Annotated in this window: 15 protein-coding genes; 5 read left to right on the top strand and 10 right to left on the bottom strand. The window is 70.2% G+C overall.

Going from position 1 to position 17,280, the window contains the following annotated elements; genetic code table 11:
- Positions 1-122: 122 nt before the first annotated feature.
- The 4 genes from ACFYW9_RS15065 to ACFYW9_RS15080 form a co-directional block, all read right to left on the bottom strand.
- Positions 123-2,381, bottom strand: a complete 2,259-nt coding sequence (locus tag ACFYW9_RS15065; protein ID WP_389149500.1) for a bifunctional serine/threonine-protein kinase/ABC transporter substrate-binding protein — start codon at positions 2,379-2,381, stop codon at positions 123-125.
- Positions 2,381-4,627, bottom strand: coding sequence for a bifunctional serine/threonine-protein kinase/ABC transporter substrate-binding protein (locus ACFYW9_RS15070; RefSeq protein WP_389149503.1), 2,247 nt, complete (start codon positions 4,625-4,627; stop codon positions 2,381-2,383). The genes ACFYW9_RS15065 and ACFYW9_RS15070 overlap by 1 nt, the downstream gene beginning before the upstream one ends.
- Positions 4,627-5,511 (bottom strand): hypothetical protein, encoded by an 885-nt coding sequence (locus ACFYW9_RS15075; protein WP_389149506.1) that lies wholly within the window; start codon positions 5,509-5,511, stop codon positions 4,627-4,629. The genes ACFYW9_RS15070 and ACFYW9_RS15075 overlap by 1 nt, the downstream gene beginning before the upstream one ends.
- A gap of 326 nt (positions 5,512-5,837) precedes the next feature.
- Positions 5,838-6,953 (bottom strand): serine hydrolase domain-containing protein, encoded by a 1,116-nt coding sequence (locus ACFYW9_RS15080; protein ID WP_389149509.1) that lies wholly within the window; start codon positions 6,951-6,953, stop codon positions 5,838-5,840.
- Positions 6,954-7,186: 233 nt separating this feature from the next.
- Between ACFYW9_RS15080 and ACFYW9_RS15085 the strand changes: the two genes are divergently transcribed.
- Entirely contained in the window at positions 7,187-8,068 is an 882-nt protein-coding gene (locus ACFYW9_RS15085) for a GyrI-like domain-containing protein (protein ID WP_389149512.1), read from the top strand.
- A 236-nt stretch (positions 8,069-8,304) separates the two neighbouring features.
- On the opposite strand, the gene ACFYW9_RS15090 is transcribed toward ACFYW9_RS15085, so the two are convergent.
- The gene (locus ACFYW9_RS15090; RefSeq protein WP_389149515.1) at positions 8,305-9,090 is read right to left on the bottom strand and encodes a GNAT family N-acetyltransferase; all 786 of its coding nucleotides are present in this window, start codon (positions 9,088-9,090) and stop codon (positions 8,305-8,307) included.
- A 529-nt stretch (positions 9,091-9,619) separates the two neighbouring features.
- Between ACFYW9_RS15090 and ACFYW9_RS15095 the strand changes: the two genes are divergently transcribed.
- From ACFYW9_RS15095 to ACFYW9_RS15110, 4 genes are all read left to right on the top strand, one after another.
- Entirely contained in the window at positions 9,620-10,255 is a 636-nt protein-coding gene (locus ACFYW9_RS15095; protein WP_389149518.1) for an HAD family hydrolase, read from the top strand.
- 739 nt (positions 10,256-10,994) lie between these two features.
- On the top strand, positions 10,995-12,206 hold the full coding sequence (locus ACFYW9_RS15100; RefSeq protein WP_389149521.1) for a M4 family metallopeptidase: 1,212 nt from the start codon (positions 10,995-10,997) through the stop codon (positions 12,204-12,206).
- A 71-nt stretch (positions 12,207-12,277) separates the two neighbouring features.
- Entirely contained in the window at positions 12,278-12,580 is a 303-nt protein-coding gene (locus tag ACFYW9_RS15105; RefSeq protein ID WP_389149524.1) for a protealysin inhibitor emfourin, read from the top strand.
- A 41-nt stretch (positions 12,581-12,621) separates the two neighbouring features.
- Positions 12,622-14,211 carry a hypothetical protein gene (locus ACFYW9_RS15110; protein ID WP_389149527.1) on the top strand — a complete coding sequence of 530 codons (1,590 nt, stop codon included), beginning with the start codon at positions 12,622-12,624 and terminating at the stop codon, positions 14,209-14,211.
- A 70-nt stretch (positions 14,212-14,281) separates the two neighbouring features.
- On the opposite strand, the gene ACFYW9_RS15115 is transcribed toward ACFYW9_RS15110, so the two are convergent.
- The 5 genes from ACFYW9_RS15115 to ACFYW9_RS15135 form a co-directional block, all read right to left on the bottom strand.
- The gene (locus ACFYW9_RS15115) at positions 14,282-14,749 is read right to left on the bottom strand and encodes a hypothetical protein (RefSeq protein ID WP_389149530.1); all 468 of its coding nucleotides are present in this window, start codon (positions 14,747-14,749) and stop codon (positions 14,282-14,284) included.
- Positions 14,700-15,110 carry a hypothetical protein gene (locus ACFYW9_RS15120; RefSeq protein ID WP_389149533.1) on the bottom strand — a complete coding sequence of 137 codons (411 nt, stop codon included), beginning with the start codon at positions 15,108-15,110 and terminating at the stop codon, positions 14,700-14,702. The genes ACFYW9_RS15115 and ACFYW9_RS15120 overlap by 50 nt, the downstream gene beginning before the upstream one ends.
- A 197-nt stretch (positions 15,111-15,307) precedes the next feature.
- A complete protein-coding gene (locus ACFYW9_RS15125) occupies positions 15,308-15,628 on the bottom strand; it encodes a hypothetical protein (RefSeq protein WP_389149536.1) in 321 nt (106 codons plus the stop codon).
- Positions 15,629-15,809: 181 nt separating this feature from the next.
- Entirely contained in the window at positions 15,810-16,112 is a 303-nt protein-coding gene (locus ACFYW9_RS15130) for a transposase (protein ID WP_389149539.1), read from the bottom strand.
- A gap of 72 nt (positions 16,113-16,184) precedes the next feature.
- The gene (locus ACFYW9_RS15135; RefSeq protein ID WP_389149542.1) at positions 16,185-16,880 is read right to left on the bottom strand and encodes a hypothetical protein; all 696 of its coding nucleotides are present in this window, start codon (positions 16,878-16,880) and stop codon (positions 16,185-16,187) included.
- Positions 16,881-17,280: the final 400 nt, after the last annotated feature.

The following is a 17,280-nucleotide window of genomic DNA, read 5'->3' on the forward strand; positions in this document are numbered from 1 at the left end:
CCCCGACCCTAATGGGCGCCGATCCGCGATGGATCTTGGTCGTCCCGACCTGCCTTCTGCGGGCCGTCGTGCCGACGGCCGTCCGACGCGAGCGGTGGCCCCGGACAGCTGGTCCGGGGCCGTCACGACACCGCGGCGTCCCGGTAGTGCCCCAGGTACCGGAACGCGCCGTCGACGACCTGGAACTCGAACATCCCGTCGTGGTTGTAGCCGTACCCCGACTCGTACTTGACCGTGCGGGTGATGCCGGCATACGTGATCTCGGGCATCCGGCGGGCGATCGCGCCCCGTTCCGTCAGCGTGGTGCCGTTCTTGTCGCAGGCCCGGGCCAGGAACATCACGGCGTCGTGGGCCTCCGCCGCGTACCAGCCGGGATCGGCGCCGAAGCGGGCGCGGTAGGCCGCCGTGAACGCGCGGGCGGAGGCGCGGGCCGTCGGGTCGGTGAAGGAGGTCGCGAAGACCCAGCCCTTCGCGGCGGCGCCGGCCGAGGCGAGGAACCGTGGGTCGAGCGCGCGTTCCGTCGCCAACCGGGCGCCGGTGAACCGGTCGGCGGTCAGCGCGGACGCGAGTCCGGCGGCCCGGGCCGCGTCGCCGGTGAAGAGGACCGCGTCCGCGCGGGCGGACCTCACCTCGGCGGCGAGCGACGCGTAGTCGATCCTCCCGGCGGCCACTCGGGTCACCGTGACGTCCCGGCCGTTCTGCCGCAGCGCCTGCTCGGTCTGGTCGCACACGATCCAGGCGAAGTCGCCCTGCGCCCGGTCGTCCACGAGGAGCACGCGACGGGAGTCGACGTGGTTGCTGAGGTAGCGGACGCAAGGGGCGGCGAGAAGCCCGTACGTGACGTGCAGCGCCGCATGGCAGTGGAAGACGCTCGTGCCGAACGTCGAACTCAGTGTGTCGGTGCCCACCGAGACGGACACGACGGGCATCACCGCCTCGGTGTACGTCCTCTCGGTGGCGCGGAAGCAGGCGTCGGTGGTGGGGCCCAGTACGGCGAGCACCGCGGCGTCCTTCGCCAGCCGGGAGGCCAGCTCGCCGGCCCGCCCGGTGTCGCCGCCGTCGTCGTACGTCCGCAGCTTCAGCCGGAAAGGGTGGTCGCTCCGCGCGTTGAGCTGTTCGACGGCCAGCCGGGCACCGTCGAGCTGGGCCTTCCCGCTCTCCTTGCGGGCTCCGGTCAGATCGCCGTGGAACGCCACGACCAGTTCGGGGCGCCGGGGGCCGGTCCCGGACGACGTGGACGTTCCTGGCTTCGCCCGGGTGCTCCACCACCAGGCCCCGCCACCGCCCATCGCGAGGAGTCCCGCCGTCGAGCCGAGGCGCAGGAAGCCGCGGCGGCCGACCGCGCGCGGGGTGGGGCGGGTGGCGGTGACGGCCGTCAGCGTCGCGGCCTCCGGTGACGCCGTACTACTCGCCGTGCTGGCCGTGCTGCCTGTGCTGGCCGTGCTCGACGGTGTGGACGCGGACACCTGGGTCGGCTCGATCGCGCCGATGGTGAGCACGGCGGCGGACCTGTCGTTGATCAGCCGGGTGACCGGCGCGGGCAGCCAGTCGGACGGCTCGGCGGAGTCGGCCGCCGCCTTCTCCCCGAGCGTCGCACGGAGCCGCGCGAGGCCCGGGCGGGCGGCCGGATCCTTGTGCAGACAGGCACTCAGCAGGGGTGTCAGACCGTCCGGGAGCGCCGCCGGATCGGGCTCCTGGTAGATCGTGCGCAGCAGCACCCCCGCCGCCGCGCCGTCACCGAACGGCCGCACCCCGGTCGCGGCGAACGCCAGTACGCACCCCAGCGAGAACACGTCACTGGGCGGGCCGATCTCGCCGCCCCGAGCCCGCGCCTGCTCGGGTGACAGGAAGCCGGGCGAGCCGATGATCACGCCGCTGGAAGTGAGCGCCGTGGCCTCCGGCGCGCGGGCGATGCCGAAGTCGATGAGCCGTGGCCCGTCCGGGGCCAGCAGGACGTTCCCCGGCTTCACGTCGCGGTGCACGAGACCGGCCGCGTGCACCGCCTCGAGCGCTTCGGCGAGTCGCACGCCCAGCACGCGCACGGAAGCGAGCGACAGCGGCCCGAACGCGTGCACCGCCTCGGCGAGCGAGGGCCCCGGCACGTACGAGGTCGCCAGCCACGGTGTCTCCGCGTCGGCGTCCGCGTCCAGCAGCGGGACCACCCAGCGGCTGCTGACCTGCCGGGCGGCCTCGACCTCACGGCGGAAACGGGTCCGGAACCCGCTCTCGTCGGCGTACGAGGACCGGACCGTCTTCACCGCGGCGATCGCCCCGCCCGGCGCACGGGCCAGGAAGACCACGCCCATGCCGCCGGCTCCCAGCCGCCGCAGCAGACGGTAGCGGCCGATCCGGGACGGGTCGGCGGCCCGCAGGGGCTCCATCAGACGGTCAGCGGCGCGGGGCCGTCGTACACGAAGGCACCGTGGTCCACCCGCCAGAGGAAGCCGCCGGTGCCGTCGATGACCATCATGCCGCTCTTCTCGAAGGCGAACGTCTTGGTGATGCCCTTGTACTTCCCGTTTCGTACGGCCGTGAGCAGGTTCTGCCGGGTGCGGCCCTTCGACGGCAGCCCGGCCAGGGCCTTGAGCAGCATCCCGGTCACGTCGTAGGCCTCCGCCGCGTACCGGGGTGGTGCCTCCTTGAAGTGCTCGCGGTAGGCGGCGGCGAACTTCCGCGCCTCGGGTTTGCGGGTCGCGTCGATGACCGGGGCCACCATCACCCAGCCCTCGGCGCCTTCCTGGGCCTGCGTCAGGAACCGTTCGTCCAGCAGCGCCGGGCCGGACACCCGCGCGCCCTGGAAGGCGCGTTCCCGCAGCGTCGCGGCGATCAGCGCTCCCCGGTCGGGCAGACCGGCGAAGAACACGGAGTCGGCCCCGGCGGAGAGCACCGCGTCCACGGCGCTGCCGAAGTCGCGGCGCATCGCGCTGACCACTTCCGGCACGGACGGGTACGGGATGCTGCCGAGCGCGTTGCTGAGGGAGCTGCCCAGGTTCGTCCCGTAGGTGCCGGCCGGGCGGTCGACGACGATGCCGACCTTGCGCGATCGCCCCGCGCCGCGCAGGTAGTTGCTCACGTAGATGGGCAGCACCGCGTCGGGCAGCCGTGCGTGCAGGAACGAGCGGAACCCCTGGAGGGACAGGGCGGTCGTGCCGGGGGACACGCTGACGACCGGCAGCAGCCCGGCGTCGTACGCCGCGAGTGCCGCCTGCCCGGTGTCGTCGGTGGTCGGGCCGACCACGGCGAGGACCGCCGGATCGTCGGTGAGCTCCGCGGCGAGCCGGGCCGAGGCCGCCGGATCACCCCCGTCGTCGACGGCTTCGACCTTCACGGTGAACGGGGCGTCGCCGCGCGCGTTGAACTCCGCGACCGCGAGCCGCAGTCCGCGCTCCTGGGCCCGGCCCGTCTCCCGCTGCGGTCCGCTGAGGTCGCCGTGCAGCGCGACGGTGTGCACCGGCCGGCGCGAGGACGCGGCGGCAGGGCTCTCGCCTCCCGGGCCGCCGTCGCGGGCGACCGCCCACCAGGCCCCGCTCCCGCCCGCCGCCAGCGCCACGGCCCCGCCGGCGAGCAGCAGGAAACGACGCCGGCCGGCCGGGAGGGAGTCCCGCGGCTCCGCCGGCTCGGACATCTCACGCGTGTCGGGCTCCGCCGGGTCGGCGGCGGCCGGTGTGCCGGACGGTGCCAGCGTGTGCTCGATGTCCGGCAGCGCGAGCGCGGCGGCCGAGCGTTCTGCGATCAGCCGGGCGACCGGCTCGGGCAGCCACCCGGACGCGCCTTGGTCCCGCGGTGCGGCCTCGGAGGTCCCTCCGCCCTGGGCGGCGCCGTCGGCCGCCAGCTCCCGCACCAGCTCACCGGCATCCGGCCGCCGGGCGGGATCCTTCTCCAGACAGCGGGCCAGCACCTCGCGCAGCCACGCCGGCACCCCATCGAGGTCCGCCGGGTCGTGGACGGCCCGGTACAGCAGGGCGTCGACCGCTCCACTGCCGAACGGCGCCCGCCCGGTCGCCGCGAACGCCAGGACGCAGCCGAGGGAGAACACGTCGCTCGCCGGGCCGATGCCGTCCCCGCCCCGTCCCTCGGCCTGCTCGGGAGACAGGTATCCGGGTGTGCCGACCACCATCCCGGTCGCCGTGAGCGTCCGGTCCTCCGGCGCGCGGGCGATGCCGAAGTCGATGAGCCGCGGCCCGTCATGGGCGGTCAGCACATTGCCCGGCTTCAGATCCCGGTGGACCAGCCCGGCCCGGTGCACCTCGCCCAGCGCCTCGGCCAGCCGGGCGCCGAGCAGCCGCAGACCGCGCTCGGGCAGCGGCCCGTACGAAGCCACGGCCTCGCCCAGTGACGGTCCGGGCACGAACGCCGTCGCCAGCCACGGCGCCTCGGCGTCCGGGTCGGCGCCCACCAGCGGCACCACCCAGGGGCTGTCGACCCGCCGGGCGACCTCGACCTCGCGGCGGAACCGCTCCGTGAAGCCCGGCTCCTCGGCGTACTCGGCGAGCAGCACCTTCAGTGCCACCAGCGCGCCCCCAGGGGTGCGCGCCAGGTACACCACGCCCATGCCTCCGGCGCCGAGCCGCCCGAGCAGGCGATGGTCCGCGATACGCGCGGGATCCGACGAACGCAGCGGCTCCATCAGCTGTCTCCTCCGAGCTCGGACTCCACGCGGGTGAGCATCGCGACGTTGGCGCGCGACGCGTACGTCCCCAACTCGTTGTCCGAATAGCCCTTGGCGCCCTTCACCGACACCGCGAGAGTCACCGTGCCGAGCCGGGTGACGTACCAGTAGTAGGTCTGCGCGCCGCTTCCGGTGAGATATTTGCCCATTTCCACGACCTGGTCGTCGGAGTAGGTGTTGCTGCCCTGGCCGTAAGGAGTGGCGGTCGAGATGAGTTCGGTGATCCGCTCGTCGGTACGGACCTGCTGCTGCCGGCAGCGCAGCGGCTCCTCCAGCGTGGTGGCCAGGTGCTCGTCGGCCTCGCGCACGGTGGTGTGTACGGTGACCGCCGCGCTCACCTTGAGCTCGCCCTTGCCGTCGGCGGCGGGAATCCCGCTGTAGCGGGACAGGGAAGCCAGGACGCCCTGAGGCAGCGCCCGCCGCTCCCACCGGCACTGCTCGTCCAGCACGGCGACGGTGCCCGGAGTGCTCACGGCCGGCCGCTGCTCCCGGAAATCGGCGCCCCACGCCTGCGGTTTCAGCGCGACGGCCGCTGCCAGCACCTCGGCCCGGCTCTTCGTCCTGGGCACCTTGGCGGGGTCCGCCTGGAACGGCGTCAGCGACGACGCGTCCCCCGAGGAGGACGCGGTCGCGGCCGCTGAGGGCGAGCCGGACGTGACGGCTGATGGAGAGCCGGACGTGGCTGTGGCGCCGGATCCCGAAGGTGCCGAAGAGCTCGGTCCGGCCGCCTTGCCGTCGTCCCCGGAACCGCAGCCACTGAGCACCAGAGCCGTCGTGGCGACCGAAGCGGCTAACCTCCACTGCCAAGTGCTCCTGCGCACAACGGTGTTGCCGTCGCTCATCCCCGCCCCCCTCGCACACGAGCCCCCCGCTCGCGTGCCGTGATCGTACCGGCGGACACGAGGAGTGCGCGGGCGGTTACACGAAAGGGGACGGCCGAGTCGGCGCGCGTCGGCCCGTCCCGGCGGGGTGCCCGCGCATGAGGCTCTTGGCCGTGCCTGAGAACCGCAGCGCTCGTGCCCTCGAACCCGAAGAGGGGAAGCCCCGATGGGCCCGCCCCGCAGCGTGACTGACAAGTGTTCCGCTCGAGGGCGGGGCCGAGAGCGGCGGAGAGAGCAGCCCGTGCGGGTCCGGAATGCCCCTGTCGCCCTGTCGCCCTGCCGTCCTGTCAGTGCAGGCCGCTGTAGGCGGCCATCACGATCTCCATGCCCCGGTCGTCCTCCTGCCGGTCCCGGTCGATCATCTGGTTCATGACATAGGCCACGGTCATGCGTGAACCGGGATCGCTCACGACCAGCGAGCCACCCCAGCCGCCCCAGCCGAAGATGTCGCCGAACTTGCCGAAGCCCGCCGTCCAGGACATCGGCGTCCCCAGCACGCGGTCGTCGCCGCGGAACACCTCCTGCCACGCCGGCTCGCACCCCTGGGGGGACAGCAGTCGCACGCCGCCCGCCGACCCCTGGTTCGCCAACACCGACTGGACAAGGGCGACGGAGCGAGCGTTGCCGAAACCGTTCACCGCGGGGATCTGCGCACGGCGCCAGGGCACGGAGTTGGCGTCCTTGACCCGGACAACGGCTCCGGTGTTCTCCCGGCGTGTGCCGTCCGGGCCCGGCGGTGCGCTGGCGGCGTACGCGTCGGTCAGTGACGGTGGCGGGATGAGCGGTGCGACGCGGTGGTCATGACCGGAGGAGAGCCCGATGTGGAAATCCGCGCCCAGTGGTTCGGCCACCTCTTCGGCGAAGAACTCGCCGAGACCGCGGCCGGTGATACGGCGGACGACCTCACCCACGAGGAAGCCGAAGGTGAGCGAGTGATAGCCGGCGGCCGTTCCCGGCTCCCATTCGGGCGCCTGCGCGGCCAGCCCTGCCGTCACGCTCTCCCAGTCGTAGAGCTCCTCGACCGCCGTCGGCCCGGACAGGTCCGGAAGTCCCGCGGTGTGCGACAGCACGTGTCGTACCAGCACGTTCTCCTTGCCGGCCGCGGCGAACTCGGGCCAGTAGGCGGCGACCGGCGCGGACAGATCGAGCTCGCCCCGGTCGGCCAGGATCAGTACGCACAGGGCGACCATGTTCTTGGTCGTCGAGTTCACGCCGGTGAGGGTGTCGCGTTCCCAGCCGACGGAGCGGTTCGCGTCGGCGTACCCGCCCCAGAGGTCGACCACCGGCTCGCCGTCGATGTAGACGGCTGCCGAGGCGCCCACGTCGTCCTTGCCGAGCAGAGCCGCAAGCGCCTCACGGACTGCGGCGAACCCCGGATCGCAAAATCCCCTAACATCGTTCATGGGTGTAAGCCTCAAGCAGTCCCAGGGCTTCCCGCCCGACAATTCCCGCACCGGTTTTGTCGGGCGGGGCGCGATCGGATCTTCTCTACTGCGGTGAGGCGGTCTGGCGGGTCGCGCGGTGGGCCCGGCGGCCGACCGCTACCGCCTCCGCCCCGCGGTCTGCCGGCGGCCCGGCCGGTCGTCCCGAGCCCGGCCGTGTCGGTGGTTGTCCCACAAGGCAAGGGCGGATACGCGTGCTGGAGCGGCTGAATCAGGCGCTGGACCACCTGGAGTCCTGCCTCGACCAGGAGGTCGACATGGCCGAGGTCGCCCGGATCGCCGCGGTGTCGGAGTACCACTTCCGGCGGCTGTTCTCCGCGCTCGCCGGGATGCCGCTCGCGGTCTACGTACGGCGTCGGCGGATGACACTCGCCGGGGCCGAGGTGCTGGCCGGGGAGCTGACGCTGCTCGACGTCGCGGTGCGGTACGGGTACGGCTCGGGCGAGGCGTTCGCCCGGGCGTTCCGGTCGGTGCACGGCATCGGGCCGGGCGAGGCCCGGCGCACGGGTGCGGTGCTCACGGCACAGCCGCGCATGTCCTTCCGCGTCGTCGTCGAGGGGAGTACGACCATGCGGTACCGGATCGTGGAGAAGGAGTCGTTTCGGGTCGTCGGCAGGAAGGCCCGGATCCCCCTCGTGCACGAGGGGGTCAACGAGGCGGCCGCGGCGCACGTGGAGAGCCTGGACGAGCAGGCGGTCGTCCGGATGAAGGCGCTGGCCGGCGGGGAGCCGGAGGGGGTCCTGTCGGCGGTGGTGTACCTGACCGACAGCCGGGAGGAGGGCACGGAGGCGGACTACTGGGTCGGCGTGGTGACCGGTCCCGAGGTGGTCGCCGAGGAGCTCGACGCCCTCGACGTGCCGGCCGGCACCTGGGCGGTCTTCGACAACCACGGGCCTTATCCGAGCGCCCTCCAGGAGCTGTGGCGAGACGTGTTCACGCAGTGGTTCCCTTCGAACCTGTACACGGCCCGGCCAGGTCCCGAGCTTCTGCTGACGCGGCCGGTGGAGATTGGCGCGGAGACCGGCTCGCAGCTGTGGATCCCGGTCGAGCGGGGCGGTGGGAGCGCCGGGGCGTGAACATCGGTACCTGGCGACGGAGTTCTGTCTCAGCCGGCCGAAGCGGCCCAGGCGAGCCGCTCGTTCGACGGACCCCAGCCCTGACGGCCGTGGCCCTTGCCGCAACTGCCGCCGGCGCGTCCTCGATCACCGGTGCCGCCTGACCTTCAACGGCACCGTCATCGAGACCGGCACTGACTCCTACCGCCTCGCCGGCCCCCGGGCACGAGCTGAGGGGTCGGCGAAGGCGGCTGAGCTCAGGGCGACCAGACATACGGTGTCGTCGTGGTGACCGCGTGCAGGCCGAGGCGGGTGAGTATCGGGGCGCTGTCGGCCGAGGCGTCGACATAGACGTAGGGGACGTCGCGGGCAGCAGCGAGTTGGGCTCGGTGGGCGACCATGGCCCGGTAGATGCCCTGTCCGCGCCATTCCTTGAGCGTCGAGCCACCCCAGAGGCCGCCGAAGTCGACGCCGTCCTTGAACACCAGCCAGGCGGCGCAGACGACTTCGGCGCGTGCCTCGGCGACGAGGACGACGGTGTTCTCGGGGGCGTTCTCGATCCGGGAGGCCAGGTCGTCGGCGAGCCAGCTCCAGTCCTCGCCCCAGACGATGCTCTCCATGGCGGCGATGCGCTGGAGGTCTGCTCCGGCGGTGACACGGCGGAGGGTCACGCCGTCGGGCAGGACGGGGTCGGCGGCAAGATCCGCGGACTGCCCGATGAGCACGGTCTCACTGTCCTCGGCGACGAAGCCGGCCGCCGTGAGCCGGTCGGTGAGGTCGGCGGGGAGGTCATGGGCGCGAGTCTTCCATTCGACCGCCTCGCCACGGGCGGCGTAGAAGTCACGCTGCCGCGCTATGAGCGTGTCGAGTTCCGCCCCGCACACACCGAGGTCGCGGGGGCCCGTGACGAAGCCGCGGTGCCAGCCGACGACACGGGTCAGCGGGCCGTCCTTCTCGATGCGGGCGCTGCCGCCGGGCGGGGTGACACCACGGAGTTGGGCGTCATACGCGGTGCGGAGTCCGTCGATCAGCATGTCTTTCACTCGGACACCGTACGGACCGGGTCAAGTGATTAAACGCCGGTCGAAACGCGCGAACATCACGGGCTGCGCTCTCTCACCCGGCCACCGGAGATCGGGAACAGGTACCGACCTCTGCCGCTGCCGGCGGATCAGTGGACAGAACGCTCCACCCGTACTCCGTACCTACTTCAACTGTCTGAAGTCGAAAGGAATTCGCATACATCCCAGGATGCGAAAGCGCAACCCAGGGGGGACCATGGAGTAGCCGGGAGTCCGTTCTCGGAGCGTCTGCGGGTCGCGGGCGGACGGCGCGGGCCCTCGGAGTTCCCCGGAGTGGGCGACACCCGCTTCTCCGGCCCCGTTCCTTCCCCGAACGGGCTTTACGGTTACGACCGTTCGACTTGGGCGCGTGCCGATTCCGGATACGGATTCACTTCGCGGAGGCATCGAGATGCCCGTGCTCTTCTTCGACATAGGAGCGACCCTGGCGGACGCCCGCATGGAGGCAGACGGTTCGCTGAGGCTACTGCCCCGACCGCGTGTCCTCGCCGTGCTCGATGAATTCCGCGACGTACGCAAGGGTGTCATTTCCAACCCCGGCCCCGGTGAAGGTGCCGCGGAGCGCGCCTTCTCCGCTCTGCGGGAGGCCTTCCCCGGCCGTTTCACGGACGACGCGCTCGTGCACTGGGGTTCCAAGGACAACCGGGAGATCTTCGAGGAGGCGGTCGCCGGCACGGCGGGCGATGGCACGCCTCCCTCGGCGGCCGGCGAGTGCGTCTTCGTGGGCGAGGATCCTCAGGAGCGTGGGTTCGCGAGGGAAGCCGGGCTGCGTACCGTGGCCCACCCCGTGTTCACCCGCGCCGCAGTGGAGAACCGCCCCGTTTTCCGGGCGCGTATCAAGCTGTCCGAGGGGCAGGGGCTGAGTGATCTGGAAGCCGTCACCAACCGAACCGAGGTCGTGCTCGTGAATATCGCCTCCACCCGGCTCGTGCCGGCCATGGCGAGCACGCACGGAGCCATGGCACTCGAACAGGCCGGTTTCACAGTGGACTTGCGGGGACCGGTGGAAGATACGGAACCTCTGCTGATCCGCGACGATCGTCCCCTCGCTCCAGCTCGGGGATTCGCCGGGAGTCCGGCGGGGCGAGGCGCGGGGGAGCAAGGTCTGTCGGAGCGGGATCGGTGAGCGCCGAGAGCCGGTGACGGAAACCTTCGGTACCGGGTTCGGGCTTCGGGTTCAGGACCGGTTGTGGGCGTGTCCGGCGTGCTGGGCGTCCTGACAGCAGACGCCGCTACACGCCCGGCGCCGATGTCGCCGAGCAGCACGCCCGCGGTGGCGAGGAGTTGTGGCACGAGGCTGCTTCCGCCGGGCCGGGGAAACCCTCGAACAGTTCGTCACCGACATTGTTTCCTCGGCAATTACACGAGGTCGTGGAGAACGACGGCATGGCCGTGACCATCGACCTCGTGTCCGAAGTGGCCGAACGTGCACGGAAGTTGTTGCCCGAGGAAAGCTGTCGGCCGGGTCCGTGTCATCCTCGGAAAGAGAACCTCGCCCGGGGTGCGCGTCGATGGCACCGAGCGGATACTCGAAGTAGACACGGTTCTCACCTCTTCGGTCATGCGCACGAAGCAGAGACAGTGAGACCGCTCGCTACACGGCTGAGCCGGCATCCCGGAATTCACCTCGCCGTACAGAGGTGCGGAGCAGGTGGGGCCCGGCGCGTCAGACGCGATTGTCCGGCCACAGTGAAACCGTCCGCCTGGCGATCGACACCGTCGATGCGCCGCCTCCGGCGCAGACGATCGACGAGGGCGAGCTCCAGTCGGGATCGGCGTGATTGTTCCGAACACGGAGAACAACCACGCAACCACATCCGATGAGCGAGGTTTCCCCGCCTCTCCTCATGTACGCGAGGTGTCCCATGACCAGGACCTCCCACCTCCATTGCATCATCCCCCCACACCTGCTTGAGAAGCTCCTGGGCAGTGACGACAGCGAAGTGCGCCAGGTGGCGCTGAACACCATGCTGACCACCGCCCGGTTGCGGGGCGAGCGAGGGATCCGGGCGTCCTTCGCCGGCGCCGCTGCCGCCCCCGGCAACGGCCGGCGGACCGTCTTCGACTGCCAGAACAGCACCTTCCTCCCCTCGGCCGTTCTCGCCCGGTCGGAGGACGGCCCGGAGTCCCCGGACGATTCCGTCAACCGGGCATTCGGCGGACTCGGAACGACACGCGATTTCTACAAGGCGGTGTTCAACCGCAATTCGATCGACGGCCAGGGGATGCGCCTGGACGCGTTCGCCCACTTCGGCGAAAGGTTCAACAACGCTTTCTGGGACGGGCAGCAGATGGTCTTCGGTGACGGGGACGGAAGGATGTTCTCCGACTTCACCGGATCCGTCGACGTGATCGGCCATGAGCTGACACACGGAGTCACCGAGTTCACCGCGGGACTCAAGTATCACAACCAGTCCGGGGCCCTGAACGAATCCATGTCGGACGTCTTCGGGTCGCTGGTCAAACAATGGTCGCTGAAGCAGTCGGCCGACGAGGCGGACTGGCTGATCGGGCCCGACATCTTCACCCCGGGAATCGACGCCGACGCCCTGCGATCGATGAAGGCCCCGGGGCACGCGTACGACAACGCCCTGTTCGGCAGGGACCCCCAACCCGACCACATGGAGAACTTCGTCAGACTGCCGGACACCGAGAAGGGCGACCTCGGCGGGGTGCACGTCAACTCCGGCATCCCGAACAAGGCGTTCTTCCTGACGGCGTCGCGCATCGGCGGATTCGCCTGGGAGGCTCCCGGACTCGTCTGGTACGAATCACTCAAGGCTTCCAACGCCGAGACCCAGTTCCAGGAGTTCGCGAACACCACCTACCGGAAGGCCGCGGAACTGTTCGGCGAGGACAGCGCCGAACAGTTGGCCGTACTGGCGGCCTGGCAGGACGTAGGCATCCAGATCAGCGGGATCCTGGCAGGCGTCGCCCGGGCGCGAAGCCTCGCCGCCGACCGGAACGGTCGCGCGGGCGGGGACAAGGGAATGGCGACCGTGAGCCGGCAGATCGGCGCACTGGCCGCCCAGGTGACGGGGCTGGCCAGGGACGTGACCGCGCTGAAGGCCAAGTGACCGACGGCTGTTGACGCGGCCGACCCCCGGCGGCGCGGAGTGCCGGTCGGCCGGCCTGAAGGGTGTGCCCGATGAGGGTGACCTGGGAAGCGCAGGGAGGCCAGGCGGCTGCGATCCGCCTGGGCCTTCCGCCCAAGGTGCTGGACACCGACGCCCTGCCCGAAAGCGCGGCGGGAGAGCTGGACCGCCTGGTGGCGGTGGCCGCCCCCGAAGCCGGGCAGGACCTGCCGAGCCGGGCCAGGGACGCGATGAGCTACACGATCACGGTGGAGGACGGCGGCCGCTCGACCGCTCTGACCCAGTCCGAAGCCGCCATGTCCCCGGCCTTCGCGGCCCTGCTCGGCTGGCTAGAACGACACGTCACGGAGCAGTGACACACGCAGGAACGCAGGCCCATCAGGCCGAGGAGAACACCATGACCGACCACACGCACGCTCCCATCCCGGCCGAGGTCCTGGCGGGCAGGGGACAACCACCGCGCGAACCGGTCACGGACCCCACGCTGGGCATTCCGGTCGGTCACCCGGAGCAGGGACAGGAACCACGCCACCGGCTCGTGACGATCGGCGACTCACTCACGCACGGGTTCCAGAGCGGAGCGGTCTTCAACACCGACCTGTCCTACCCGGCGATCATCGCTCACGAACTGGGATCCGGCACCGACTTCCGATTCCCCGTGTACCCGGGGTACGGAGGGCTGCCCCTCAACATCGAACTGCTGCTGAGGGAGCTTCAGGAGCGCTTCGGCAAGGACCTGGACTGGTGGGAGGTCCCGCTGGCCCTGTTCCACGCCCGCAGGTTCCTCGACGAGGTCGAGGACTACTGGGAGCGCGGGCCGGGAAGCGTCGTCCCGCAGATCAACGCCATCAACCACAACCTCGCCGTGTACGGCTGGGACCTGCGCGACGTCCTCGAAAAGAGCGCCAAGATCTGCCAGGACGCCATCGCGGCGCCCGCCGACAACCTGCTGCGGCAGACCGTGGAGAACAACGGTGACCGCGCGGCACTGCGGGTCCTGCCCTCCGGCAGCGTGGACCGAGACGGAACCATGACGCTGCTGTCGGCGGCCCGCCGCCTCGGTGAGGACCGGACCGACGAAGGGGGCCACGGAATCGAGACCCTGATCGTCTTCCTCGGCGCCAACAACGCCTTGCAGACGGTGACCCAGCTCAAAGTGGAGTGGAGTGGTGAGGGATACGACGACCTGGAGCGCAAGAAGACGTACACGGTCTGGGATCCCAGCCACTTCAGGGACGAGCTGAGGCAAGTCGTCGCCCAAGTACGGCAGATCGCGGCTCGCCATGTCATCTGGTGCACCGTCCCGCACGTCACCATCGCCCCGCTCGCCCGTGGAATCGGCGCCAAGAACGCGCCAGGGTCCAGGTACTTCCCCTACTACACCCGGCCCTGGATCGACGACGACACCTTCAGCCCCGTCCTTCACCCTCACCTGACGGGGCAGGAGGCGGAAGACGTCGACCGGGCCATCGACCTCTACAACGAGGCCATCACCGACCATGTGAGAACAGCGCGGACGACGGGGGCGGACTGGCTCCTCATGGACACAGCCGGCCTGCTCGACCGACTCGCGTCACGCCGGTACATCAAAGACCTGACGGCCCAACCGCCATGGTGGCGGCCCTACCAACTGCCGCCGCAACTGAAGGCCCTTGCTCCGGAGCCGAACTCCCGCTTCATCACCAGCGACGGCACAGGCCGTACCGACGGCGGCCTGTTCTCCCTCGACGGCGTTCACCCCACCACCATCGCCTACGGGATCGTCGCCCAGGAATTGATCAACGTCATGCTCGCGGCCGGTGTGCAGTTCCGCCACTCCGACGGAAACGTACGGACAGCCCCGGTCACGGTCGACTTCGATCGGCTCATCCGCCGGGACACCCTCGTCAACCAGCCTCCCGCCAACCTGGATTCCACCTTGAACATCCTCGCCTGGGCGCAGTCGTCACTCGGCCTCCTGAAACGCACCCTGTACTTCCGCGTCTGACAGGCCTCCCGGAGGCACAGGCGCCAGCCTCCTCACCGCGTCTCCCGATCCGCCGAGAGCGGCCGACGGCTCACTGTCCGGCCGTTCCCGAAATCGCGTCGGCCGTCGCGAAGCGGTGCACTCTCGGCTTCAGTACGTCGTGGAGGTAACCGAAGTACGCCGTTTCCGCAGTCCCGGTGAGCACCGCCAACAGGAAGGCGAGGCACCCCATGTCGTGCTGCTCCCAGAGAAGACCACGCCCCTCGTCGTAGAGCACGGTCCACTCGTCGGGGTGCTGACCGGGCCGCGCCGGCCAGTACAGGAACGCCCCCGTGCCCTCCTCGAACGCCCACGGCAGGACCTTCGCCCCCGCCTCCCGCAGACCGGCGGGCTTCTCCTCGAACTCCCACAGGTCTGCCAGGATTTCGTCGCGCTCCGCGGTCCGCGCGTGCAGGTCGCAGTCGTCGTGGGCGGCGTCGGGGACGACGCCCCCGCGGCACGGCTCTCGTTCAGGAGCGCTGGCGCTGCTCCTGAACGAGAGCCGCGGCTTGAAGGTCATTGGTCACCATCATCTGAGCCAGTCTGGCCGCGATGGCGATCACGGAGCCCCATTCCTCGGCATCGAGATAAGCCTCATCCGGGGCGCTGCGGCCCACAGACTCCTGCACCGCCGAGTAGGCTCTGCCCAGCTCCTCCACGAGTGTGACTTCCTCCTCGGTCCGGAGGCTCTTGCCCAGCCACGGAGCGGGATCGTCAGCGTCGCAGAAGTCGTCGAACAGCACGTTGATCACGTAGTCCAAGTTTTCCCGTTCCTCCGGCCGCAGCCACACATCGCGTTGCCATGAGGGGCTAGCCAGAGCGAGAACCGCCGGTACGACGTGCAGACGAAAAGCGGGGAACTCAATGCCGTGATCAGTCACCCGGCCAGCCTAACGAGGCGGTGAGGGAGGCGGAGCCGTCCGATCGCGGAACTGCGGACAGAGCCCTGGTTCCGGCCGGTGCCGCTCGTCGCCTCAGTCGGTTTGGTGCTCAACGGGGGAGCTTTGCCGACATTGCGCGAGTTCCGGGGTGAGGCCGGTGGGTCCATAGGTGCTGCAGAACTCGCAATCGCAATTGGTCAGGGAGTTCGCTTGGCAATGGGCGGTCGGCCAGTAGCGGGATGCGCAGGGCCTGGGTCGAGCGGCGTCTCGTCGTGGGGCACTGCCCTGTCGCACCAGGTGCAGCGGACGGCTGCAGACACGTCGGCCTCCTGCAGTCGTCGGGCTGCGACGACGGCCGTGTCGAGCGGGATTTTCTCCACAACCGCCGCAGGGGCACTGTCCAGAAGAAGCTTGCTACGCCACAGGCTCAGCCCGGTCACCGCTCCGATCGCCTGCAGGGCTTTGTGGCCTCCGTTCCCGGATTCGGTCACCAGCACGGTGAACTCTGGCACCTCCATGGACACGTCTCCTTCGGCGACGGGACAGCCGCCTCAGTATGCCGAGGGAGAGACCTTCGGCCCATCAGTTTTCAGTGCGACGGTCGCCCATACCGCCGGGCGGCCCTGCGGCGGTGACAACAACCGTGGCCAGGCGAGGCAGATGACAACTAGCTTGCCCAACTGGTGACAGATAGCGTGCTCAAGCCGAGTCGAACCCGCAGGTCGCGGGGCATGCCCGGTGACAACTACCCCGCCCAGTCACAACCAGGGCGGTGAACAGGCGGTGCCAGGTCCCGTCGATCGCCCAGTTCCGCAGCCGGGTGTAGACGTCCTTCCACGAACCGAAGCGCGCAGGCAGGTGCGCCCATGGAGCTCCGGTCGTGAACCTCCAGGCGATGGCATCGATCACGTGACGGTGATCCCTCCACCGGCCGCCTCGTCGGGGTGAAGCGTCCGGCAGGAACGGTTTGATCCGCGCCCACTGCGCGTCAGCCGACGGCACGCCCAGGCCAACGACCGGACGCCGTGACAGGCATGGCTGTTCCGACGCCCGGCCATCTCACACTTCCGCGGCTCACGGGTGCACGCCGGCTGATCCCGCCGCGTCTGTGGTCCGCGCTACCGTGTCAGCCGCCGAGGATACTGTCGAGGGCGCCGCCGAAGGGGCCGAACAGACCGGTGAACAGGAGGGCGCGCGCCATGTTGGGCTGGGGAGCGGGGGCTTCCACAGGGTGAGCGTCCAGGTCTGGCCGGGGCCGCCCTTGTCCTTGCCGACCAGGATGCCGTGCTCGTCGGTCCAGTAGGTCCGTTCCGAGGGGACGGTTCTGCTGTCGGCGCCGTAGATGTGGGTGCCGTCGTACTCCCACCTGTAGGTGCTGTGCTCGTACCGGCTGGCGCCGCAGCCGTACATTTCCGTCCGTGCGCTGGAACTGGCCGGCGCGGTGGGGGTGATGCCTTCCTTGGCCGCCGTGTCCAGGTAGGCGCGCATCGCGGCGGCGAGCCTCTTGTCCCGCTCAGTGCCGCCGAGACGCACGGCGTCCGAGCCTCCGGTGGCGAGGAAGGAGCAAGCGGAGTACCACTCCTCCCGGTCTCTCACCGGGGTCATCCGGTCCCATTCCTTCCAGGCGGCTGTCTCCAGGTCGTCCTTGACCTTCGGGAACAGGAACGGAGCCAGACCGAGGACCCTTTCAGAGCGGGGGTCGATGTCCGAGGGTGGAAGGAGGACCTCGTCGTTGACCGGCGTGTTTCCCTCCGTCAGACCCCAGTCCATTCCCGCGTCGATGTCGCCTTGCGCGGCCGCCCTGCGCTTTGCCAGCTCCTCGGTGCTCAGCGGCTTCTCGTCCTGGCCCAGGCCTGCAGCACGGCCTCCAGCCAGGCCTGTGGTCCAAGCTTTCGCCTGTACGCACGTTCCCACCTCCAACGGCTTTCAGGGCGCTGCTCGTTCTGCGGGGCCGTCCAGTCTTCTTCGGGGATCAGCCCGCTGAGTTTCTTGGTTGCCGATGTTCTGGTGCTCGCCGACGGCGTGGCTGACGATCTGGTTGAACGGCTGACCGCCGTCGTCGGTGGTGCCGAACCACCAGGCGGTCGCGGGGCTGCCGTCCGGAGTACCCAGTTACAGGGACGGTTTGTCGGTCACGGACAGGGTGAGTGCTCGGCGGCAAAGAAAACGG

Origin of the sequence: Streptomyces sp. NPDC002698, from assembly GCF_042888945.1 — a bacterium.
GTDB lineage: Bacteria > Actinomycetota > Actinomycetes > Streptomycetales > Streptomycetaceae > Streptomyces.